We start from the raw sequence: 23,302 nt of genomic DNA on the forward strand, positions 1-23,302 counted from the left end.
AAAAGATAAATCCTTATCATTAGCATACGTCGGATAGAGACAATGCCTACTGCTTCCATTGGCGCCAGGCAATAAAAGAACCAATAGATAAAAAAACTAATCCCATACCAACAAGGGTCACTGCCTGTGGCCATAGAATCTCAAAGCCGATACCCTTTTGAAAGATACCGCTAGCAGCTATGATAAAGTTTGTTGTTGGTAGGTATAAGGCTACTTTATACAAAACAGGGGGTAAATTATCCAAGGGCGCAAGAATACCGGCCATTGCTATTAAAGAAAACCATACAGCAAATGCCATGAGGATTGCCTGAATCATGTTCTGACAGATTGTCCCTAATAGAATGCCAATACCCGTCATCCCAATTAAAAAAAAAGCCATAAATGCAAAAAAAGTAAAAACATTTCCTCTGCATGGAACGTCAAACCAGATTATCGTATAAAAGGAGAAGATAGTCGCGATCATAGCAATGATAAATGGGGCAATAACTTTAGCGAGTAGGAGTTCCCATGAATGAACAGGGGTAACCAAAAGTTGGTCAATTGTTCCCCTCTCCTTCTCTCTCACAAGTGCCGCTGATGAAAGAATAAGGGATCCCATAAGGGCACCAATCACGACATGATAGATCACTACATAATAAATACCCTCCATCTCTTGATTGAAAAATGTTCGTAAATGATTTATTATACCTGGAGGGTGGGTAATCGCAACACCAGCACTATTCAGTCGCTTTACTAAAATTTCCTGATTGTAAGTGCCGATAATTCGCTTTGCAAACCCAATTCCCTGACCTGCTTGAATAACATCTGTGCCGTCTACAATGAATTGTAATGAAGCAGATTTATTGCTAGAGAGATTGCGTGTAAATTCAGGTGGAATTATCAATCCGACATCTGCCCTGCCGCTTATAATTTTACTCTCAACATCTTCAAGCGTAGAAGCAAAGGATTCAAATCTAAAATACTCATTGGATGTAAATCGTTCGACAAGATCACGACTCTTCGCTGTCTTGTTCATATCTAAAACTACAGTATCAAGGTCCTTTACATCAAAAATATAATTATATCCGCATAATATAATACATATTGTAAAAAAATACAGAATAATAAGCATAGATACATAATCACGGTAAAACTGTATAAATTCTTTTTTTATTAATCCAATTAGACGTCTAAACATATAAGTATCCCTATATTTTTTTATCTCTGATCCGCCATGCGCATATTGAAAAAATGATTGTACAATAGATAATTAGAGAGAGTGCATCCTTCCAATAGCCGAAGAGACTAGCCCCTTTAAGAATTTCAGCTCTGCTGATACCAGTGTAATGTTGAGCAGGAAAAATATATGAATAGAGCCGCCATCCCTCTGGCATATTGTCTATTCGAGCATTAATATCTGAAAATAAAATTGCGGGCATAAGGGTGAAGAGAACAGCAAATAGCATTGCAGTAAGCTGACTATTGGTTAATGTTGAGATAAAGAAGCCAATTGCCACAGAGGCAAATATCATTAATAAAGTAAACAATGAGAATGTGATTATGTTCCCCCTGAATGGAACATTAAAATACCATAATCCAAAGAAAATAATTACAATAAAATCTATAGTAAGAATGATAACATAAGGAGTCATTTTACCTGCAATGTATTCATAGGGTTTTATTGGAGAGGCAAATATCTGCTGAATGGATCCCGATTCCTTTTCCCTTACAATTGCTAAGGCTGCCAAAATTGGCACAAAGGCCATTATGGCAAGACTGAACATGCTGGCAACCGCTGAAATAATATCACTTATGGATTGATTATACCAGGACCTGGCATCCAGGGATATGGGTTCTAGATTTATATTTTGTCCATACTTCTTCATTAATGCTGTAGTCATTTCTATTGAATATGAGGCATTGATGCCGCTGATATAATTTATAATGGTACTAGCTGTAAGTGTTTCGGACCCATCAACAAGTGTCTGAACATTAGCTGGACGATTCTCATGGATGCTTCGTGAGAAACCAGGCGGAATAACGATTGAACAGCGGGTAGTCCCTTTTGATAAAAGCTCTTTAGCTTGAGTATAGTTAGCTAAGTTATATTTGATATGGAAAAAAGGAGTATTATCAATTGTTGTAATATAATTTCTACTCTCCTGACTCTGATCCATATCTAAAACCGCAAGGGGCAAATTATTCATTTCTAACCTGAAACAGTAACCACACAAAAAAAGCAACTGCAATGGCATAGCAAGCGCCACTCCAAGGCTTAATGGATCTCTAAAGATATGTAGAAATTCAGCCCTCATGACCGTCCATGTCCTTTGCAGGTTTATATTTTCGACCCTCTCTCTTATTACAGTCCAATATTCCTTTATTTTAGCTGGTAGAGATTCCAAAATCTTTTCTATCCATATTCTATTGTCGCTCAAAATAACACCCCCTCATTACTAATCTTGATTGCTTTCCAATACATGATAAATGAATACATCCTCAATTGATGGCATAATGCTGATAATTTTATCAACATCTATCCCTTCCGCTTTGAGGTAACCCTTAGTAAGCTTTTTCTTCTCTTTTGATGAGATATGTATCTTATCCCCATATAGGGCAGCCTGATATACAATATCATTGGAGGACAACTTATCAAAGGTATCAGAAACTGAAGAAGAGGTGATCTCATAAAAATTGGCATTTATATCATTCTTCAGCTCCTCAGGAGTACCGAGAGCTATAAGCTTAGCAGCATTCATCAGACCAAGTATGTTGCAGCGCTCAGCCTCATCCATGAAATGAGTAGTGACAATTATAGTAATCCCCTCTTCTGCAAAGCGATGAATAACATCCCAGAAATCTATTCTGGAGGCTGGATCAACTCCGGAAGTAGGTTCATCCAAAAAGAGAACCGGGGGTTGATGCATTACAGCAGTTCCTAAGGCAAGTTTCTGTTTCCAGCCGCCGGAAAGCTCGCTGGTTAAATATTTTTCCATCCCCTTGAGTCCAGCAAGCTCAATCACCCACTCTTTTCTTTTCTTTTTTTCTTTTCTACTGATACCATAAATACTTCCATAAAAGTTCAGATTCTGCTCCACTGTTAAATCTGGATAGAGGGAAAAGAGTTGAGACATGTAACCAATCTGGCTCTTTACTAAACGCGCCTGAGTTGTAATATTGTAACCCGCAACGGTTGCAACCCCTGATGTCGGAGGCAAGAGACCACATAGCATCTTAATCGTAGTAGTCTTTCCAGCCCCATTTGGCCCAAGAAGACCAAAAACAGTGCCAGTATTCACCTCAAAACTAACATTATCTACAGCAGTGAAATCGCCAAACTTTTTTACTATTTCTGTTAAAACAATAGATTTTTCACCCAAATTAGGGTGTTTGAAGGACATCCAGGGCTTTTCATCCTTCTGATCCTCATCCTCGCTTAACAGGCAGAGAAAGACATCATCCATGTTGGGCGACACCTCTCTGCACTCATCAATAAGAACCTTATTGCTCTGCATATCATTTCTGATCCCTGATATCTCCTCATCCACATCGTCCAGGTATACCCTGATCCTATCGCCAAACACCTGTCCGCTCGTGGAAAGCTCCTCCCTCAACACCCGGCATGCCTGGTTGATGTTGCTGGCCCTAAAGGAGCAGACTTTTTGTTTCATCAATTTCTTTAAATTGGAGGGACTGTCACAAGCTATAACCCTCCCATTCTGCATCAGGGCTACGCGATGACATCGCTCAGCCTCATCCATATATGGAGTAGAGATGATTACAGTAATACCCTGAATAATAAATTCATATAGAATTTTCCATAGTTCTGTGCGAGAGAGGGGATCAACTCCGGTTGTGGGCTCATCAAGTATTAAAACCTTGGGATGGTGTATAAGCGCACAGCTTAAGGCGAGCTTTTTCTTCATTCCTCCTGACAAGGCGGCAGCTCGACGATTACGAAAGGGTTCCATTCTCGAAAAGCGGAGCAATCTTTTTTTTTGTCGTTCGCGAAGATCCTCAGGAATACAGCGTATATCGGCCATAAAATTTATATTCTCTTCAACAGTCATATCTAAATAGAGGGAAAAATCCTGAGACATATAGCCAATGATTGAACGAATCGTCTCCGGCTCTTTCTCCACATCGTGGCCACCAATGAAGATCAATCCTGATGTCGGCTCCAATATCCCACAGAGCATCTGGATTGTTGTGGTCTTACCAGCTCCATCCGAACCCAGCAATCCAAATATTTCACCCTGTTTAATCTCGAGATTAAGATCATCCACCGCAGTAACATTTCTGTACTTTTTGGATAGACTCTCAATTATAACTTCTTTATCTTTTAATTTTGCTAAACTCACGATTTTTCTATTTCCCACATAACTTTTATATCTGCTGGCATTCCTGGCTTGAGGACTCCTGTTGGATTATCAATACCAACCTTTATTTTATAAACCATACTGGAACGATGATCATTCATTTGAACATCCCTGGGTGTAAATTCTGCCCTGGAACCGACAAAGATAACCCTCCCCTTGAAGGGACGATCAGGAAAGGAATCTACCTTAATTTCACAGGAATCATTGAGTTTTACCTTGCCAATATCAACCTGTTCAATATAGGTTTTCACATATAGTTGTGATAAATCAGTAAGAACAACCAGCGTGGTGCCAGGGGCTACATTCTCACCCAACTCGACAACCTTTTCAGTTACAGTGCCATTCATTGGGCTATGGATAAAGGTATCATCCAAGGTGGCTTCAATCTCTCCCTTCATTGCAAGCGCTGAATCAATAGCCCTCCTTGCAATATTCTCATCAGTGATTGCGGCTTCAATCTTCTTTTGGAGGGTTCTCAAATCATTCTGTCGCAACTGGACTTCAGTCCTTGATGTTTTGGCCATGGTTAGGGATGCATCTGCCAGCAAAACCCCGCTCTTAGCCCTTTCCACTTGAGCTTGAGCAAGCTTATAGGCCTCCTCCACTGCATCCATTTTACTCTGTGATATTGATTTATTTTCTGCTAAAGGCTTAAAACGATGATATTCCTTTTCAGCTCTGGTATAATTTATCTCAGTCTGTTCCAGAAGCACCTTTGTGGAGGCGAGGTTTGCTTCAGCTTGCTTAATGCCCGCTTCAGACTTGTCTTTGGCCAACCCCAAACCGATCTTTGCGCTTTTTAGCGTGCTATTTAGGATTTCTACATAATCATGAGCCTTCTCTGCAGTTCCCCTTGCCTGTTCAACCTGCGCCTCAACATTAGCTAGACGGGATTTTAGTTGTTCTGATCCAATCTGGGCAATGAGATCGCCTGATTTAACTTCAGTACCCTCATCTACATCCAGCTTAATTACTTCTCCGGCTATCTTAGAGCTTAATGAGACCTCTGTACCTTCAATCCAGCCATGCAGGCTTAGCGTCCCTTTTTTAGTGCCACCTTGATAAACCGCATAGTAATAGATAATTCCTAAACCACCTATGAACCCGACAATAATTACAGAAAATAATAATCTTCGAAGCATGAGCCTTCGGGTTTCTTCCTGTACCATACTCCCTCCTTATTTCTTGATATAATTTATAGAAAGATGAGTTATCATCAACCCATTATTACAAATGATAGGTATAAAAGAAAATCATGTGGAAATACCTTCCCGAAGTGATGAAAACCTATGGCTACTCAGAAATAATGTTTATATCCCTTTTCCTAAACCTTGTGATCCGAAGTGATGACACTCAATATCCTTTGTGCTGAATGCTTTGATGATAATACCCCTCCCCTAATACTCACCCATTGCGTGTTTCAATTTTGCTATTGCTAAATTGTAATCATATAAGGAATTGTAATAATTCATTCTAGCTTGAGTAAGAAGTGTTTGCGCATCAAGGACCTCTGTTGATGTCGTTAGTTTATTGTGATAGCGTTCCTTGCTGCTTCTGAGATTCTCCTCTGCCTGAGACACAGCCTTTTTCGTGGTTGGTATATTCTTCTCTGCCTCGTCAAGGGCTAGCGCTGCCTCCTTCACCTCCAGACGAATATTATCCTTAATTCCTGATCTAGTAAATATCAGTTGTCTCTTTAGGTTCTCTTTCTCTTTTGTTGAATAATGAGTCTTTCCCCATTGCCAGAACTTCCAGGATAAACCCACCATAAACTGCCATGAACTAGGGAGGTGAAAATCGCTGCCCGAAACATCAGGGCTGTCTCCTTCCTTTAGGTAATCAGCGGTTAATGCTACTTCAGGATAACAGCCGCTTTTGGCTAACCTGATCTGTTGACCTACTTGAAGAAATTTTACATCAATAATCATCATATCTGGCCTGTTTTTAAAGGCCTTCTGTAAACACTCGTCAAAATCAAACTCAGGTGGTTGGTACTCCAATACATCCTCAACTTCAACCGGATCATTGATTCTCCTTGACAGAAGGATGTTGAATGCTGACCGGGCGAGCTGTGTCGCATTTTGTGCCTTTGTCAGATTATGTTGTACATTACCCAATTCAACCTCCGCCTTTAATAAATCATTCTTCGGAATTATATCCGCATTAAAGAAATCCCTGGCTTCATTAACGTGTGATTCAAGTTGAAGGGCTGCGCTCTCTGCTACATCGCGAGTTTTATCAGCCCTAAGAACGTTGAAGTAGGCTTCCTTAACGCGTAGGGCAATATTTAATTTCTCCAATTCGAGTTCTAATTTTGATACATCTATGCCTAATTTAGCCAATTTATATGAGCTTGTCAGGGCAAATCCTGTAAATATTGGCTGCTTAAGAGAGATCTTCCATTGATAGTTGTTTTCAGTATCCAGCTCGATCTTCGGAATAGTATATATAGGAGGAGGTAGGGATAGGTTCTTAATTCGGTGAGGTTCACTTAGCCTCACATAACCATAACTCGTGCTAAGCTCAGGCAAAAATTCAGACCTAACCCTTTTCCTAATGTTGACTGCACCTTCAAGAGCCTCTTCCTTAACTTTAATGGATGAAAAATTGCTTATTGCCTTAGTAACACTCTCCTCTAAAGTATATCTCTTATTCTGTATTTCACTAGCTCGTAAATCTTGAAAGAATCCCATAACTAGAATATAAATCACAATTATAAAAAGGTGTGTAAGTTCCCATCTCATGATTTTCCTCCTTAAAACAAAGCACAAAAAACAATATTAATTTCGCATATTGAGATGTAAAGTAGTATATAATATAAATGAACATTTTTTAAAACTTCTTTAAAATGATTATTAATGAAAAAAGAAATATGAAACCATCTATTCCATTGGAGGGTATAAAAGTTAAGGTACGCTCATTTCTGTAGATTCCTTCTTTTCTTTAATGAAGATACTACAACTATTTCATAACTCCTATGATTTAAGTTGAAAGTTAACATCAACATTTTCAATAATAATATTTATTCAATAATGATATCAATTCAAAATCAATTCAAAATCAATTCAAAATCAATTCAAAATCAATTTTTAATTATTTACAAAAAAATGAATAGAACCCCATACTTTCGAAGTAGCTTAAGAAAAGGGTGGTTATTTTTTACTTTTTCTAATTCTGTCATATGACTCGGTATATCCCCATACCTCTTTCCAATTAAATATTCTTCCTCCATAGACCTTTCTAAATTTATTGGCCGTTTCATACGTTGAAAAAACCAGCATGAAAGGGACCATAGATCCCTTTGGCAACAATTCACTCTCTACTAAATAAAATCCTTTTTTTGCCTCTATCATCTCCCCGCTATCGTATTTAGATGTTACTGTATTATAATCACGAACTAATATTGATCCAATTTCACCACCGCTCAATCTATATTTGAAAAGCACTACACAATGCAAACAGCAAAACGAATAGCAACCGGATGCAATCTCCTTAGTTCCCTTGCTGACATGAACCTCAAACTTTGTTTCACTTTTGTTTGAATCCATCCCGCACATAATACATCGCTCTATTGAGAGTGTATTTGATCTAAGAGAAGGAATAAAAATAATAATTAAAAGCAATATCACTATATTCTTCATATATCCTGCCTCCATTTAAAATTTTGTTTTAATTTAAGTACTACCATGCCTTTTATATAGTTATCAATATGATAAATTAGGGTGTATAATTGTAAATTGTTCTTTTTATAAATTGACAATCATTTCATTTAATTTGTTATTGATATATTATACAAGAATTTTTGGAATATCTTTGAAACATGCAAGGAAAAATAATATACTTATTATTGGACTGACAACTAGTTCATTTCAGATGAAAACATCAAAATATACAGGATTTTAGGAATAAAGGGTTATGCAATAATGGAAGCCTCTGGTAATATAACGGATTTTTTGATGGACTTGAAAATACTAGCGCTTCAGATGGGGGCAAGTTCTGTTTCAGTTATAACTACAGATGAAATTTCCATTGAGGATAAGCTCGCTGCGAACTGCAAGGATCCTGGGTGTATGAACTATGGACAGTCTGCAAGCTGTCCTCCCTATGTTGCAGGACCAGATGGATTCAGAAAGCTTATTCAGAAATTAAAATATGGGTTATTTTTTAAGATTGATGTCCCATTAGAGGTACTCTATTCCAATCAAAATTACGATATTTTCAGACTACTTCACACAATAGCCTCGCATTTAGAGCATTCTGCTTTTGAAAAGGGTTTTGTGAATTCAGCGGCTTTTGCCGGAGGCTCATGCAAGCAGCTTTTCTGTTATGACAAGCCGGATTGTAATAAGATAAGAAGAGACGGCAATTGCAGGCATCCCAGCATAGCACGTCCATCGATGTCCGGATTTGGCATCAACGTCTCTAAATTGATGAAGAGGGTTGGTTGGGAGATGAGCTTCAAGATTCAAAAAAGCGAATATGAAGAAGTATCAATGGCTAATGTATGTGGTCTTGTACTTATTGGATAATATTCATTTCATGATATTATCGGCAATGACTTCGTAAAATACCTTGATGAAAAATAAAGAACAAAAAAATTTATAGATAATTTTAATTGTTTGTAAAGAGAGGAGTTAGATTGTCTACGACATTAAGAGACAAGCATTTAGCCCTACAGACTAAAATATCCCATTTTGCAGAACATGTGATTGCCCTTCACGATGATCTGTATTCAATGGATGAATTTCCCTTTGACATATGGAGTAAAATGGGTAGCGAGGACCTTCTTGGGCTCAGCATCCCTAAAACCTATGGCGGCATATGGCAGGACTATCTTTCAATTGTCGTGGCTACTGAAACCATGGTTAGAAGGGGACACAACATTGGACTTGCCCTATCATGGATTATTCATCTCATTATCTCACGTTTATTGATTCTGAATTTTGGAAACTGTGAACAGCGAAACCTGTATCTATTCGATCTTTCACGTGGCAAGATAACAGCCTCAATAGCTGTGTCAGAACCAGAAACCGGGGCAAATCCTAAGCGCTTGATGACATCTGCGCATTACAAGGATGGTTGCTACATTATAAACGGTGAGAAGGCTTTTCTATCAAACGGTCCGATTGCTGATATTTTTGTTGTTTTTGCAGTAACAGGGGTTCATAATGAGAAAAATCAGATTACAGCATTCCTTGTTCCAGCGGATACTGCAGGTTTATCGATCATTGAGAAGATGAGTTTAAATTTCTTACGACCTTCACCTCATTGTGGGATTACACTCACCAATTGTTCTGTTCCAGCAAATAATATACTTGGCAATGTAGGCAGCGCATATGAGGATATGATGAAACCATTTAGAGAACTGGAAGAGACTATTATGTTTGGTCCAATAATTGGAGGAATGCAATTACAGATTGATCTTCTACTCTCGCTTATTGAAAAACAGGGCATTACCATAACAGATGAGTTGAGAGAGGCTATTGGAGAATTGCAATCCATGGTGCATGCCCTTAGAATTATATCCTACGAAGCGGCGTGTTTGCTAGACAAACCAAAATACTGTCAGACACCCTTTTCGCTGATGCCTGTTTTTCGAAGGCTATCAAGGGACTTTCAATCTCTATTAGGGCAGACTATGCAAAACTCAGAGATAAAGGAGGATGCTCCTTTGGATAATATCACCAAAGATCTTGTTCATATCAATGATATTGGGAGGAATGTGATAAAAATAAAGCAGAGGAAGTTTGGCAATACTATACTAAATAATAGGTGAATCAATGAAATTACAAAACCAACTATTCTCCTCAATTGAGAATATTCAACAGGGGATGAAGGGCGCTGGCTACATCTGCAGCAGGAATATCGCTACAACACTATATCTTGCCTTCAATCTTGGAAAGCCAATTCTTATTGAAGGGCCAGCGGGTGTGGGCAAGACTGACCTTGGAAAGACAACTTCTGTTCTTTTAGACATGCCCTTGATCCGTCTGCAATGCTATGAGGGACTCGATGAGTCTAAGGCTCTATATGAATGGAAATATGGAAAGCAGCTTCTCTATACACAGATGTTAAAGGATAAGCTGAATGATATTGTTAATGAGGGAGAGAGTCTTGCAGAATCAATCAATAAACTCCATCAGTATAATGATATATTCTTTTCAAGCGATTTTTTAGACCCCAGACCAATATTGCAGTCTCTTCAGAGTAAAACAGGCGCAGTGCTACTGATTGATGAAATTGACAAATCGGACGAGGAATTTGAGGCCTTTCTTCTGGAAATCCTATCAGATTTTCAGGTTTCAATCCCAGAGATAGGTACCATACATGCTGAATCAAAACCATTTGTATTCTTAACGAGCAACAATACAAGGGAGATGAGCGACGCACTGAAACGTCGTTGTCTGCATCTATTTATCCCATTCCCAGATATAAAACTGGAAAGGGAGATAATAAGCATTCGGGTGCCAGATATTGCAGAAAGGTTAAGGATTCAACTTGTGTCATTTATTCAACAGGTAAGGGAGATGGATATCAGGAAGCCTCCATCTATTAGCGAGGTAATAGACTGGGCTAGGGTGCTTCTACTTCTAAATGCAGGCGACCTGAACCCAGATTTAGTAAGAGAGACTATTAATACCTTTCTGAAATTTGAAGTAGATATCCAGTTAGTAGAAGAGCATATCTATGATATTACAGCAAAAGCAGTTAGAGAGTCAGCGAACTAAGAGATGAAAAGAGCGCTTGAAGATTTCATAACAGCTCTTCGGAGCTCAGGTGTAAGGATCTCAGTGTCTGAAAGCATTGACGCAATGAACGCAGTCGAGCTTGTTGGCTTTCGGGAAAGAAATGTCTTTAGGGATTCTCTGCAATCAGCGCTTGCGAAATCTCAACATGAAAAGGAGATATTTAATATCTGTTTTGATCGATTCTTCTCCTCCTATAGTTTCACAGATCAAAATAATGACACCCTTGGCAGCGCGGCATCAGAGGGCAATGAAGGCACATCAAATCTTGCACAGATGCTCCTCTCCGGGGACAATCTCGGCCTTGCGGTCTCCATCAGAGAGGCTGCGCGAGCTGTCGATATAACAGGGATACAGTATTTTACACAGAAAGGGGTATACCTTCAGAGGATCCTACATCATATGGGCCTTCCTGAATTGAGGATGGATATAGATATGTTATTGAAGGAGAATACAGATTATTCCAAACAAAGGGCCACGGAGCTGGAAAAGGGGAGGCACTACCTCTTCGAAAATGTCAGAAATTTTGTGGAGCAGCAATTTATACTCTTCTCCGGTTCAACAACTGAGGAAATAAGGGAGTGGTATTTAAAAAATGTAAAACTCACTAATGTGGAAGGACGAAATCTCCATCAGATGCAGGCTATTATCAACAAGATGGTAAAAAATCTTAATGATGTAAGCTCAAGAAGGCGAAAAACCCACAAGAGAGGACAGCTAGATTTTAAAAGAACACTCAGAAATAACCTGAAATATCAGGGGGTCATCTTCAATCCCTGGTGGAAATATAAAAAGATCGACCGCCCGGAGGTTATTGCGATATGCGATGTAAGCCGTTCTGTAAGAACCGTTGTAAGATTCCTGTTGCTTTTCATATATGGAATGAACAGGGTTATATCCAAGATAAGGACATTCACCTTCTGCTCCAATCTCGTAGAGGTGAGCCATATTTTTGAACAATTTGGCGTTGAAGAGGCAATGGTGAGGCTGCAGAAAGGAATCGGACTTCCCATAATGTTTGGTCCAACGGATTATGGTCGCGCATTTAGCGATTTTAAGGCAAACTGGATTGATACTGTAACCCCAAAGACAACAGTAATTATTTTAGGTGATGCTCGTAGTAATTATGGCGATCCGGAGAGGGGGATTCTTAAACTAATTTTCACTAGATGCAAAAGGCTTATCTGGCTAAATCCTGAAGAAAAATCTATATGGGGAACCGGAGACTCGGAAATGAATGGCTACATCCCCTTTTGTCATTTAGTAAGGGAATGTAACACCATTACTCACCTGGAAAAAATAGTATACGATCTTGTAAAAACCCTTTAGAGTTGACTTCGGTCAGGAGTAATATTCATCAAACAACAACTCTAGGGGGTTAATTTAATTCTATATGTACTTTAACACAAAATTTGTAAATCTTTCTGCATTATCAGGATTGCTTTTACTATCAAGCCATAGCAGGAGTTCGCTACATACACCTTGAGAAGAGTTATATTCATGATGGATAACGTAGTTAGTGATTATGTATTTCACCTGCTGGAAAATATCCTCTGCTACATTCAGATTTGAAGGGCATTTTCCAAGGATTTCAGCAATTTTGACTATGATTTCATGTTCGTTCGCCTCTTTAATCTCCTTCAGATATTGCCTGTCAAAGATTGAATCGCTAAAAATTGTATTCTCAGAATGATCAAAACAGACCGTTTCACCATGAGGCTCTCTCGTTGACTTGGATCCACTCATCATGTTATCCTCCATGTTAAAAAAAAAGCATAGGGTTTTATTAAGAAAATTATTAAAGAATGATTTTATTATGTACCTCATGTCAGAAGTCCCCCTCTAAACTTGATGGTTGATTCTTTTTTTAAATCGAATAAATATAATAAAATTTTCTTTCAAAGTCAAATTTGCTTCTAATTTTTTTGAAAAATTTAATTATTAAGTGAAAATTTCCTTAAATTCTGGTAAAAGTGTATGCAGAAAATATACTCAAATCCCTTTATACCTATTACGAGAAGAAGATTTATTACAATAGAACTGTAGGTAGGTGATGGAGATTTCTGCATAGAAAACAGTCCGTAATTCTTTAATATAGTATTGACAGATGCATTAATTAGTGCTCTTACATCAAGGGATATAACCAATGAATAAACCTCGCACTAATTGTAGTAAATTTCAAAACATGGTCTAATGGCCTAGGATTTATTAAGGTCTTATATGAAATACCTTGCTCTAATACTCATATCAATTCTCTCCCTCATATATATTAGGGATCTTTTTGCTCAAAATAATTATTCAGATAATCATATTACATCATACTATATCTCCGCTATCAATAATGATTTCAACAATTCACATGTATCTAAACATCAAAACCTGGAGAATCCATTTAGGAGGTTAGAGGTTACCTTTTTCATATCCTTACCCTTCTCATTTATTATAACCTTTATGACAATACAGATTTTTGATGTGCTGAAGGAGAAGGGGGATATGAATGTTGATGTATGGGGTGATTATGGAAACTATTTGATATCAGGGACCCTTGCTTTATCATCCATAATCTCTATACGGGAGGCAATTATCTGCAACAGAATGAATAGGGAAATACGAAAAAAAACAGATGATCAGGTGTTGCATCTCTCGGTAATTAAACGTTATTGAATTCTTCTACATTGGCGGGAACTATCATATTCAACAAGACTCTCATAAATTTCATAAGCCTTTTTTATTAGGATTGTCCTCTGGTTCATTTCGGGACAATCCAAAACCATCTCAAGTAATCCATTGAGAATCTTCCCGATTTGAGGTCCGGGCTTTAATTTGAACTCTTCCATTATGACATATCCGTTTATATCCAAATCTTTGACAGTGATCGCGTTTTCGTCTTCAATTACTTTCTCGATTCTCTTAATCAAATCATGTATTGGAGCGGGCAATCCATCCCTCATTCCATTTCCCCTTCTATCAGCAAGCCTTAGGAGAAAGAGGTCATTCAGATTCTCAAGAGCAACCTTTCTCATGAATCTCCTGACAGCGCCATCAGTCCATTCATCAATATAATGAAACATGTGATTCAAAATGAGGTTGGAAACCCTTGATATCTCCTCGTTGGAGAATTTAAGCCTTTTCATTATCTTTTTGGTAATTTTTGCTCCAATAACCTCATGATTATAAAATGTATAATCAGCATCATCCCCCATTCTCTTAGTCGTCATCTTTCCAATATCATGAAGGAGAGCAGCTAATTTTATTATTGGATCTACACCTGGAATGGCATCGCATGAATAGAGGCTGTGATAATAAATATCATATAAATGATATTTATTCTGCTCTACTCCATAGCAATTGACTAATTCAGGCAAAAAGAGTCTCAGCAGACCGGATTTTCGCAAATACTCAAAACCAATGGATGGTTTCTCTGTAGCGATTAGCTTTATGAGTTCATCCCTAATCCTCTCTTTTGATACCCTTTTTGCAATAGAAAGCGTTTCCTCTATTGATCTGAAGGATTCTTCTTCAATAGTAAAATTCAGCTTTGCTGCAAAGCGGCAAGCCCTATAGGGCCTCAGCCCATCCTCGCTAAATCTTAAGATGGGATTGCCTATTGTCCTAACAACCCTCCTCTCAATATCTCCTATACCTCCAACAAAATCGATAACCTCATCGTTAATGAAATCATAAGCAAGTCCATTGATAGTGAAATCCCTTCTCTTTACATCCTCTTCCAATGTCTTGGAGAATGAAACACTCTCAGGTCTTCTGCAATCAATATACTCACCATCAGACCTATAGGTTGTTACTTCAAAAGATTTGCCCTTTATTATCACAGACACTGTTCCATGCTTTATACCTGTAGGAATTACTCTTCGAAAAATCTTCATTACCTCTTCAGGATGCGCGTCTGTGGCAAAATCATAATCCAATACTGACTTTCCCATAATCAAATCCCGAACCGATCCTCCGACAAGATAGCACTCATAACCATTTTTGTGGAACCTTTTGACAAGCTCATGTATGTCTTCCCGAATATTCTCCGGGATTTCTATCATCATTTTTTTCTCCATAATCGACATCAGGATAATAATATTTTAAGATATGATTCATCCCCTTAGAAAGATGAAATGGTGTCTCACCTCTTACCCATCATCTCTCATGCCCCCATTGGGGTAGAGTAAGCCAATATAACAATTACTTAAAAGCAAAATTTCATTGACTAATCTCAGAACCACCAAAGGGCCTTGCTGACACCTCATTAGAGAGCTTTGATTCATGATTGTATATGGTATCAGGTTTATATGAATCATATGCGCTTATAGCAAAATAGTATAATACACTATTATTTAATAATGGATAACTGAATATCCCATCGTCATATCTATGCCTATTTTCTTCAATCACCATATTAGTAACATCTACTTCAATATAATTCTTATTTTTTGATATACTATTAGTAATTCTATTGCTCTTCACATAACCTATCACACCATCATACCTGCCAGATTTAAGACCATAGAAGATCTTATATCCATAAATATCATGCTCTACATTCTTTTTCCATTTCAAGCCAACAATTCTATCCCCTTGTCTTGTTACTTCTAAAAAGATTGGGGTTTTAGGAGGAGTGTCAACACTATATTTCAATTGTATATTATATATTGATGGTGAGTATTTACCATCAGGTGATGGAATTAAATGCGCCCTCCACTGGTAATATTTCCCTCTCAAAAACTCGTCGCCGACTCTCTTCAGGTATATGTTCTTCTGATTATTCTCGATCCTGTACCACTTCAAATTTTTATCATTCATTAAAAAAAGATTATCGCTTATCCTAAATTCCATCCAGATAAAGGTATTTTTTCTAATAATTTCATTCCACATGAATAGTGTAACAGAAGTCCCTGTTGAAGGGAAGCTATAAACAGGGCTTTGTATTGATCCCTCGCTGTTGACTGGAAGCCTATTTATAACGCTCACCTCCTTATAGTTCCGATAAGCAATAGCTGTCTCTTTCTCAAGATCTATTATATTGCGATAGGATATCCTGAACTCATCAAGGTATCCGGTATAATTCTCGCCTATAATTGCCAAAGGCAGATCCTCACATGCAAAGGATGGCTCAAAAACCTGTATAAAGGGATCACCGCTCTTAGTAATATACTGCACCTCCTCTTCCACTCCATTTAGGCATTTCACAAGCTTCCCTGAAATCCTATCAAAACTTATATAAAAGTGATGCCATTCCCCCTTTTCAAGCTCTTTTCCCCTATTTAAGATTACACTATATCTTCTTCCTGAACTGTCTCTAAACATCTTTAGCATTCTAACAAGTATCCTCCCCCCCCTTAATACAATCTCAATGCCATTCTTTTCGCTCGATAAGTATCCAACCCTTGAGAAGAGCATAGCGCCATCAGCAAGGGATAACGGAAATAATCTAAATTCGATTGTAAAGGAGCCAAGGTCATCACATCTGCCAAGCCAAAGCTCTCTAGCTGATAATATCTCAACCCTATGATCAACCTTATAAAAATGAGCCCCGCCACCCCCGAGAACACCATTTCTCTCTACGTCACAATACAATGAGTTGTGAATATGATACTTGCCGGTATCATCCTTAGCGAGATGAGAGAACGAAGAATTGAATGAGAGGACAAGGTCAGTAATCTGTGGCTTGCTTCCAGCATAAGTAAGGTCTGATAGCGTAAAGACATCCCTTCCCTTCGAATCAGTTGTCATAATAACACTATGAAGATCTAATCCCCTGGACGAAAATCTTATTACATCTCCAGTCGCATTTGTCGAAGTAGAGATCGAGCCTATCAGCGCTAATAATAGTAACACCCTTTTCATATAATCATGAAGAGGTTGAACTTGGTCCAACAGGGATTTGAATCAATGATCCTCCACCAAGATTTTTTATCTCTTCGTTAGAAATCTTTCTGATTCTGCTTTCCCCTTCGACCTTCACTCCCCACTGACCATTATCATCACAATCCTCAATGATCGTTCCCATCTTACCGTCAACCAAGGCTATAACTTTGTTCAAATAATCCTCGCTCATTTCCTCCTCCTTAATTATAATCTGTAATTTTGACCAAATGCTATTATAGTACCAGCACAAAAACATAGAACACCATAATCTCTCTAAGATGTCATTATATCAGTCAAGGTTAATTTGATCTTTTATAATATTGCATTACCTCAGGTAATAATTCAGTAATTTTTCTTATTCTTGTTTTATCAGATGGGTAAGTGCTTAAGAGTTCTGGCGGAGCCTTGCCACCCTTCAACTCAGACATCCTTTCCCAAAAACTAACTGCTGAATTGAAATTATATCCAGCCATTGCCATAAATATTAAACCTAAATGATCAGCTTCACTTTCTTGAAGTCGGCTATAAGGTAAAATAGCCCCAAATTGTACCCCTACTCCAAAGGCCGTCATCCATAACTGCTTGGTCTTTTCTGGTTTTTCCTTAAGCGCGACTAATAATGCAACCCCACCCAGTTGAGTAAGCAAGGCTTGACTCATCCTTTCATTCCCATGACGCGCAATCGCATGAGCAACCTCATGTCCCATAACAACCGCCAATCCGGTTTCATCTTTAGTTATTGGCAAAATACCTGTATAAACCACCACCTTCCCACCAGGCATGCACCAAGCGTTTACATCCTTGCTCTCTACAAAGATTAAATTCCCATCTGTAGTCCTTTAATTTGTAAAGGATGTTCCTCTCAGAAAAGTATTTTTCAACAGCCTTTTGAATCCGTTGACCCACCGATTTAACCATTTTAGTTTGATGATAATTGTTGCTGAGTTTGTTGGTCTTAATGAATTCAGCATACTGCTTGAAACTCATAGATAGCATAGTTGAGTCTGAAATTAAATCTAATTGTTTTCTGCCACTCACTGGCACTGTGCTGCATGATTGCAGCAAAAAAATTAGTATAACAAAAAGATTAGAATACTGTATTAAGGATCGCATAATATGATCTCCCATAACAATGAAAGCGAGTATTACCCCGAAGATAGCAGGGGAAAGGCGAATCTAACCAAACATATTTTTGGATTTGCTTTATTGACTGAAAAGTCGTGAAAATCTGAGTTCAGTACTCAAACATAGATTATTGTGCATATAGAATAAAAAGAGCCATTATGTATATAAAATTACTATAATTGTGCAAAAAGACAATGCAAGTACTTTTCTCCATGTCTCTAATAGTATTAGGATGTACTCTTCATAACAATACGAGAAATGATAATCAAGGACAATGATGATTTACAGTAATAATTCTAAAAGCTATGTCGAAAATTCGGAATAATATTACAAAAATATCTGCAATTATAAAGCAATAAAATATTGAAGAAAAAAAATTACTTGACCAATATCTATATTAAACCAACAGTAGTAACACTTTTACGGTTATCGTGTTATCCAATTACACGAATACCACATCATTAACATAACAAAATGAGACTGAAGAGGGTTAAGTGATCTCAAAAATATCTTTGATTTTGATGCTATTCTTTTTTCTTTATAATGGCCATTACCTCAATGCAGATCCAACAGAGGCTCTTTTCACAGATGAAAGTACCATATTCGATGAATCATCTGAAAGCTCTGATAATAAAGAGGGTAAAGAGATTAGTTTACCACCAATTATAGTTGTTTCTGAGCATACCATGAGCACAGCATCCGATAATACTGTACGTAATCGCGATTTCATGAACTATCCAAGACGCACAGCATCAGACCTGATGCGTTTTATTCCAGGCCTGTATATTACACAGCATACCGGCGGAGCTAAGGCTCATCAAATATTCCTTAGGGGATTTGACGCCGAACATGGGCAGGATATTGCAGGTTTTTTAGATGGTATTCCGATCAATGAATCATCTCATGTCCATGGACAAGGGTATCTTGACCTGCATTTTATCATTCCAGAATGTATTGAAAAGATATGGGTAATGAAGGGGCCATATGATCCGCGATTCGGCAACTTTGCCACTGCCGGCGTGATCAACTTTATTCCTTACAAAAAGCGTGATTTTAACTATTCAGCAGATGCCAGCAGTGGCAATAAAAAGACAGTCCAAGGCATCGCTCATCTGTTTAAGGAATGGTATGGGATGAATAGTTATGTTGTGATAGAAGGTGATCAAACAGAGGGATATACTGATCCAGGAAAGCTACAGGCCGGACGCGGATTTGTCAATCAATGTATACCCATTTCAGATAAATCTGAGTTGCGTATCCTATACGCCGGATATGAAACCTCTTCTGAGGCAGCGGATATACTCCCTAAAAAATACATTGATGCTGGACTGATTTCACGTTTCGATTCCCTTGACGATTCAAATAGGGTTGATGTTAGTCGACATATTCTGGGATTAACATATGAATTATCAAGACGTGACATTAAAGCGCGTGCTCAAGCCTATTTTAATTACAAAAAGACTAAAATTTTTAGCAATTATACCTTTTATTACTTAAATCCTGAAATGGGCGATCAGCTTGAGCAGAATGATTCAAGGCATTATGCTGGGTTGCAGGGTTATTTAAGAAAGACTAATAAAGTAGGCAACATAAAGTTCAACACTGAGGGGGGCATGAGTCTGCGTAGCGACTTTATTGATCAAACCCAGGCAAATACAGCAGACCGACAGAGATTCAATGTTATAAATACTTACGATTTTACTGAAACTGCATTGGGCGTGTATCTGGATGAACGCATAACGCTTGCTCAATGGATAAAATTTATTATAGGCATTCGTTATGATATTATCTGGCTTAATGGCGATGGCGAGCAGGATATTCATGAATTTGACATATACACCAATACTGTTCAAACAAATCACAATAATCCGGTAAGTTTCAGAACTTATTCCTATGCGGTTTCACCGAAGGCATCCGCTATATTTTCACCTATTCGTCAGGTGGACATTTTTCTCAACTATGGCCAAGGTCTTGTATCTAAAGAGGCGCGACATTTAGCCTGGGAAGAGGACCACACTATACCAATCGTTGTTGGTGGTGAAATGGGATCGCGGCTTCGTCTATGGAATGGCATTGTTAATTGCGCCGCATCAGTCTGGATAGCCGAGAAGGAATCCGAAAGCGTGTTTGACAGTGAGTTTGGCACAAACATACCTAAAGGGGAAAGCCGTCGCACTGGGGTGGATTTTGAGAATAGAATCTCACCATGGCATTGGATCTACATTGGCACTGATATTAATTACGTTAGGGCACGCTTTGTTCAAAACAATGATCCCATACCTAATATGTGCGAGTTGTTAATAACTAATGTTATAAGCATAATACATCCCTGCGGATTTAAAGGGGCACTACGCGGACGTTATCTTGGAAAACGAGAGCACGATCTGAACTATACATCAAAATCCAATTATGTAACAGACTTACTAACGGGTTATGAGATTGGTCATCTTTCCATTACCTTATCTATCGAAAATATTTTTAATACAAAATGGTATGACTCTGTTTTTGCCTATGCATCACGTCCCTTCAAAAACGGAGCAGAGGCAGAAGGATTGCACGTAACGCCAGGCGCGCCAAGGATGTGGCAATTTCGGATTGGATTAAAATTTTAACTATATGTACCTGTCTAATTATTGGAATTTGTCAGTGCTTGCAGATGATTTAAATGATAATAGCTAAAGATAATATTTTCAAGCCGCCCTAGATAGGGAATGGGTATTGTTTTCATAGATTAAAATAATAAATGATCATTATTAGCTAATGTTTTGATGTTTCAAGGATACACGAATAGGACGAATGGAAAAGCGGAGCTTTGTGTGTTAGTTATGTTGAACTTGAAAAAATAATTTTAAGGAGAATTTTATGAGACCATTAAATCTTTTATTAATGCTTATGGGATTAGCAGTATCGGTTTTTCTAACCCTCAATGGATGCAGTGAAGATGACGATGATAGTGATTATATTCCTATAGAGGGGGCAGGTACACTGATATTCAATGCTAATGGAGAGGGATTTGTACACGATGGATTTAAATCTGAAGATGGATGGAATATAGAATTTGATCATGTATTTGTGAACATAGAAGGTTCAACTGCCTATCAGGTTGCCGAGGATTCATCCAAGGCGGCACGACATGCTGGGCATCCCCATTCTGATATCCCTGAGGGGGCGGCGCATATCGCCCTTTCTGGGCAATATTTTTTAGACCTTAAGCAAACTGGCGATAACCCAGTTTTTGAGGTAGGGAGGATCGAGAATGCGCCTATCGGCAACTATAACTATTTAAATTTTAACATTGTGCAAATTCCAGATGATGCTTCTGGAGACGCTGCTGATTATACAGGCTATTCCCTTATCCTAATCGGGGTCGCAACCTATGGCGATCCTGTGACAGAAAATATAAATTTTTCAATAAAGTTAGAGGAGGAACTGACATTTTACAATTGTGGTCCGCTTTTAGATTTGGATGAGGATGGAACAAATGATGGAGTGCTTGCCGCTGGGGGGGAGGCAAAAACAGAGATGACATTCCATTTTGATCATATTTTTGGAGACTGGGGGGAAACAGGTGATGATCCGGAACCAACAGATTCTGAGGAGATAAATTTCTGGGGCATAGGCTTCAATCCATTTTATACGATGTTGCCAGGCTCAGATTTTGATATAGACGGCAATCCCGATGGAGGACTTAATGGATCCTTTGTCATAACAGAAACAAACATGAAAGACGGTGGTGATGGCTTAGCTCCAATGCCTAATGCAGATTATTTTCAACTCACCGCTACACTTAATACACTGGGCCATACTGGAGAGGGTCATTGCTTATGCCGTGACGTTGAGTAATAATGAAAACCTATGTCACCTTTCCATCTGAACAGAATCGAGTTCAAAATTATAATTGAAATATTATCAAATAAAGATAAATTTCACAGCATCAGCTAAGATATATTCATTTGCTTCATCGGAAAGCATTTCCTGGGAAAGGTATTCCTCGGGATGAAAAATTATATAGGTTGAAGAAGGAATTAGCAGATGTAAAATTGGAGCGTGGTATATTAATAAAAGCAGTGGCCATTTTCTCAAAGACCGAGAAGCGAGGTACAAATTCATTAGAGAACATAGCGGCAAGTTTCCGGTGAAGAAAATGGCCGAAGTGTTGGGAGTATCACGTAGCCGCTATTGTTCTTATCTTAAGAATCGATATAGAGCTATTGCCAAAAGTTGTGGATTGATAGAATTATATCCACCAGCAGAATATATATTCTAAGCTGCTTCCTTCAAAACACCATCTTTGAATATTTTATCCTTTAAAACTAAGGGTATCATTTTATAACCTTTTAATTTATGCCAGTTCTTTTGGAACTACATAACCAATGTACTAGCCAGCATTTAATCTGACACTCTCATTTCCTTTTGTTGTCTGTAAGTTATTATCCAGCATCTTTTCTATAGCAATACTTTTCGAATCTAAAAATGTTTGCATAGGCGTTTTTCCGAAACAATATTTACCAGCATGTGTCCTCTCAACATTATATTCTTTTATCCAATTGTCAAGATCTTCTTGTAACTCTTCTAAATCTCTGTAAATCTTTTTTCTAAAAGCAACGCGATAAAATTTATTCAAAACTGTTTTATGAAATCGTTCACAAATACCATTCGATTGAGGACTCTTGGCTTTTGTCTTAGAATGATCGATATTCTCAACTGCTGAACACAGCTGATATTCTTGGTTTTCCATTTTTCCACAATACTCAGTCCCTCTATCTGTTAATATCCTCAAAAGGGGAATCACTTGCTCCTCAAAAAATGGCAACACTCTATCGTTTAAAATATCCGCAGCTGTAATAGCAATTTTAGTAGTGTAGAGTTTAACAAAAGCGACCTTTGAATAAGTATCGATAAAACTCTGTTGATATATTCGGCCAACACCTTTCATTGTCCCAACATAAAACGTATCTTGTGCTCCTAAATAGCCAGGATGTTCTGTTTCTATCTCTCCATGAGCCTCTTTTCCCATCTTAGCCTTCTCTAAAGCTATTAATTGATCTTCTGTAAACACTAAATTATCCTGGGCAGCCTTTGCCTCTAATGCCTTGAGCCTTTTCTTAAATGTCTCCAGATCATGTCTTTGCCAGATGCTCCTTACTCCACCTGGGGAAACGAATAAGCCATCTTTCTTTAACTCGTTAGAAACTCGCA

General features: G+C 38.1%; 20 protein-coding genes and 1 pseudogene. 8 read left to right on the plus strand and 13 right to left on the minus strand.

Annotation, left to right across the window (positions count from 1 at the left end; translation table 11 throughout):
* Positions 1-46: 46 nt before the first annotated feature.
* The 6 genes from SVZ03_00530 to SVZ03_00555 form a co-directional block, all read right to left on the minus strand.
* On the minus strand, positions 47-1,177 hold the full coding sequence (locus tag SVZ03_00530; GenBank protein MDY6932689.1) for an ABC transporter permease: 1,131 nt from the start codon (positions 1,175-1,177) through the stop codon (positions 47-49).
* A gap of 10 nt (positions 1,178-1,187) precedes the next feature.
* Entirely contained in the window at positions 1,188-2,417 is a 1,230-nt protein-coding gene (locus SVZ03_00535; GenBank protein MDY6932690.1) for an ABC transporter permease, read from the minus strand.
* Positions 2,418-2,435: 18 nt separating this feature from the next.
* Positions 2,436-4,358 (minus strand): ATP-binding cassette domain-containing protein, encoded by a 1,923-nt coding sequence (locus SVZ03_00540; GenBank protein MDY6932691.1) that lies wholly within the window; start codon positions 4,356-4,358, stop codon positions 2,436-2,438.
* Positions 4,337-5,527, minus strand: coding sequence for an efflux RND transporter periplasmic adaptor subunit (locus SVZ03_00545; GenBank protein ID MDY6932692.1), 1,191 nt, complete (start codon positions 5,525-5,527; stop codon positions 4,337-4,339). The genes SVZ03_00540 and SVZ03_00545 overlap by 22 nt, the downstream gene beginning before the upstream one ends.
* Before the next feature lie 228 nt (positions 5,528-5,755).
* The gene (locus tag SVZ03_00550; protein MDY6932693.1) at positions 5,756-7,102 is read right to left on the minus strand and encodes a TolC family protein; all 1,347 of its coding nucleotides are present in this window, start codon (positions 7,100-7,102) and stop codon (positions 5,756-5,758) included.
* A gap of 408 nt (positions 7,103-7,510) precedes the next feature.
* Positions 7,511-7,999 (minus strand): nitrous oxide reductase accessory protein NosL, encoded by a 489-nt coding sequence (locus SVZ03_00555; GenBank protein MDY6932694.1) that lies wholly within the window; start codon positions 7,997-7,999, stop codon positions 7,511-7,513.
* A gap of 282 nt (positions 8,000-8,281) precedes the next feature.
* On the opposite strand from SVZ03_00555, the gene SVZ03_00560 reads away from it, so the two are divergent.
* From SVZ03_00560 to SVZ03_00575, 4 genes are all read left to right on the plus strand, one after another.
* On the plus strand, positions 8,282-8,887 hold the full coding sequence (locus SVZ03_00560; GenBank protein MDY6932695.1) for a DUF2284 domain-containing protein: 606 nt from the start codon (positions 8,282-8,284) through the stop codon (positions 8,885-8,887).
* Between the two features lie 110 nt (positions 8,888-8,997).
* Positions 8,998-10,134, plus strand: a complete 1,137-nt coding sequence (locus SVZ03_00565; protein ID MDY6932696.1) for an acyl-CoA dehydrogenase family protein — start codon at positions 8,998-9,000, stop codon at positions 10,132-10,134.
* Between the two features lie 4 nt (positions 10,135-10,138).
* Positions 10,139-11,086: a MoxR family ATPase gene (locus tag SVZ03_00570; GenBank protein ID MDY6932697.1), complete on the plus strand. Its 948-nt coding sequence runs from the start codon at positions 10,139-10,141 to the stop codon at positions 11,084-11,086.
* 3 nt (positions 11,087-11,089) lie between these two features.
* Positions 11,090-12,433 carry a VWA domain-containing protein gene (locus SVZ03_00575; GenBank protein MDY6932698.1) on the plus strand — a complete coding sequence of 448 codons (1,344 nt, stop codon included), beginning with the start codon at positions 11,090-11,092 and terminating at the stop codon, positions 12,431-12,433.
* A 60-nt stretch (positions 12,434-12,493) separates the two neighbouring features.
* Here SVZ03_00575 and SVZ03_00580 read toward each other — a convergent pair whose 3' ends face one another.
* Positions 12,494-12,931: a hypothetical protein gene (locus SVZ03_00580; protein MDY6932699.1), complete on the minus strand. Its 438-nt coding sequence runs from the start codon at positions 12,929-12,931 to the stop codon at positions 12,494-12,496.
* A 393-nt stretch (positions 12,932-13,324) separates the two neighbouring features.
* Here SVZ03_00580 and SVZ03_00585 point away from each other — a divergent pair, with 393 nt between their 5' ends.
* On the plus strand, positions 13,325-13,768 hold the full coding sequence (locus tag SVZ03_00585; GenBank protein ID MDY6932700.1) for a hypothetical protein: 444 nt from the start codon (positions 13,325-13,327) through the stop codon (positions 13,766-13,768).
* Here the strand turns inward: SVZ03_00585 and SVZ03_00590 are convergent.
* From SVZ03_00590 to SVZ03_00610, 5 genes are all read right to left on the minus strand, one after another.
* Positions 13,762-15,159, minus strand: coding sequence for a CCA tRNA nucleotidyltransferase (locus tag SVZ03_00590; GenBank protein MDY6932701.1), 1,398 nt, complete (start codon positions 15,157-15,159; stop codon positions 13,762-13,764). The genes SVZ03_00585 and SVZ03_00590 overlap by 7 nt on opposite strands.
* A 154-nt stretch (positions 15,160-15,313) precedes the next feature.
* Positions 15,314-16,957, minus strand: a complete 1,644-nt coding sequence (locus tag SVZ03_00595; GenBank protein ID MDY6932702.1) for a LamG-like jellyroll fold domain-containing protein — start codon at positions 16,955-16,957, stop codon at positions 15,314-15,316.
* Positions 16,958-16,961: 4 nt separating this feature from the next.
* On the minus strand, positions 16,962-17,168 hold the full coding sequence (locus tag SVZ03_00600) for a hypothetical protein (GenBank protein MDY6932703.1): 207 nt from the start codon (positions 17,166-17,168) through the stop codon (positions 16,962-16,964).
* A gap of 109 nt (positions 17,169-17,277) precedes the next feature.
* On the minus strand, positions 17,278-17,760 hold the full coding sequence (locus SVZ03_00605) for a M48 family metallopeptidase (protein MDY6932704.1): 483 nt from the start codon (positions 17,758-17,760) through the stop codon (positions 17,278-17,280).
* On the minus strand, positions 17,711-18,091 hold the full coding sequence (locus SVZ03_00610; GenBank protein MDY6932705.1) for a hypothetical protein: 381 nt from the start codon (positions 18,089-18,091) through the stop codon (positions 17,711-17,713). The genes SVZ03_00605 and SVZ03_00610 overlap by 50 nt, the downstream gene beginning before the upstream one ends.
* 506 nt (positions 18,092-18,597) lie before the next feature.
* Here SVZ03_00610 and SVZ03_00615 point away from each other — a divergent pair.
* The 3 genes and pseudogenes from SVZ03_00615 (at position 18,598) to SVZ03_00625 (ending at position 22,295) form a co-directional block, all read left to right on the plus strand.
* Positions 18,598-20,715 (plus strand): TonB-dependent receptor, encoded by a 2,118-nt coding sequence (locus SVZ03_00615; GenBank protein MDY6932706.1) that lies wholly within the window; start codon positions 18,598-18,600, stop codon positions 20,713-20,715.
* 250 nt (positions 20,716-20,965) lie between these two features.
* Complete coding sequence (locus tag SVZ03_00620; GenBank protein ID MDY6932707.1) at positions 20,966-21,946, plus strand: hypothetical protein; 981 nt, start codon at positions 20,966-20,968, stop codon at positions 21,944-21,946.
* A 155-nt stretch (positions 21,947-22,101) separates the two neighbouring features.
* Positions 22,102-22,295: pseudogene (locus tag SVZ03_00625) on the plus strand (IS3 family transposase).
* Between the two features lie 186 nt (positions 22,296-22,481).
* Here the strand turns inward: SVZ03_00625 and SVZ03_00630 are convergent.
* On the minus strand, positions 22,482-23,302 hold an 821-nt coding region (locus tag SVZ03_00630), incomplete at its 5' end, for an IS481 family transposase (protein ID MDY6932708.1).

Source organism: Spirochaetota bacterium (genome assembly GCA_034190085.1).
Lineage (GTDB): Bacteria > Spirochaetota > UBA4802 > UBA4802 > JAFGDQ01 > JAXHTS01.

Excerpts from the sequence above, each read along its gene's own strand:
- SVZ03_00545 (MDY6932692.1), bottom strand. The coding sequence starts at position 5,527 with ATGGTACAGGAAGAAACCCGAAGGCTCATGCTTCGAAGATTATTATTT.
- SVZ03_00600 (MDY6932703.1), bottom strand. The coding sequence starts at position 17,168 with ATGAGCGAGGATTATTTGAACAAAGTTATAGCCTTGGTTGACGGTAAG.
- SVZ03_00555 (MDY6932694.1), bottom strand. The coding sequence starts at position 7,999 with ATGAAGAATATAGTGATATTGCTTTTAATTATTATTTTTATTCCTTCT.
- SVZ03_00620 (MDY6932707.1), top strand. The coding sequence starts at position 20,966 with ATGAGACCATTAAATCTTTTATTAATGCTTATGGGATTAGCAGTATCG.
- SVZ03_00590 (MDY6932701.1), bottom strand. The coding sequence starts at position 15,159 with ATGATGATAGAAATCCCGGAGAATATTCGGGAAGACATACATGAGCTT.
- SVZ03_00560 (MDY6932695.1), top strand. The coding sequence starts at position 8,282 with ATGGAAGCCTCTGGTAATATAACGGATTTTTTGATGGACTTGAAAATA.
- SVZ03_00585 (MDY6932700.1), top strand. The coding sequence starts at position 13,325 with ATGAAATACCTTGCTCTAATACTCATATCAATTCTCTCCCTCATATAT.
- SVZ03_00605 (MDY6932704.1), bottom strand. The coding sequence starts at position 17,760 with ATGCCTGGTGGGAAGGTGGTGGTTTATACAGGTATTTTGCCAATAACT.
- SVZ03_00550 (MDY6932693.1), bottom strand. The coding sequence starts at position 7,102 with ATGAGATGGGAACTTACACACCTTTTTATAATTGTGATTTATATTCTA.
- SVZ03_00530 (MDY6932689.1), bottom strand. The coding sequence starts at position 1,177 with ATGTTTAGACGTCTAATTGGATTAATAAAAAAAGAATTTATACAGTTT.
- SVZ03_00595 (MDY6932702.1), bottom strand. The coding sequence starts at position 16,957 with ATGAAAAGGGTGTTACTATTATTAGCGCTGATAGGCTCGATCTCTACT.
- SVZ03_00610 (MDY6932705.1), bottom strand. The coding sequence starts at position 18,091 with ATGCGATCCTTAATACAGTATTCTAATCTTTTTGTTATACTAATTTTT.
- SVZ03_00580 (MDY6932699.1), bottom strand. The coding sequence starts at position 12,931 with ATGAGGTACATAATAAAATCATTCTTTAATAATTTTCTTAATAAAACC.
- SVZ03_00575 (MDY6932698.1), top strand. The coding sequence starts at position 11,090 with ATGAAAAGAGCGCTTGAAGATTTCATAACAGCTCTTCGGAGCTCAGGT.
- SVZ03_00570 (MDY6932697.1), top strand. The coding sequence starts at position 10,139 with ATGAAATTACAAAACCAACTATTCTCCTCAATTGAGAATATTCAACAG.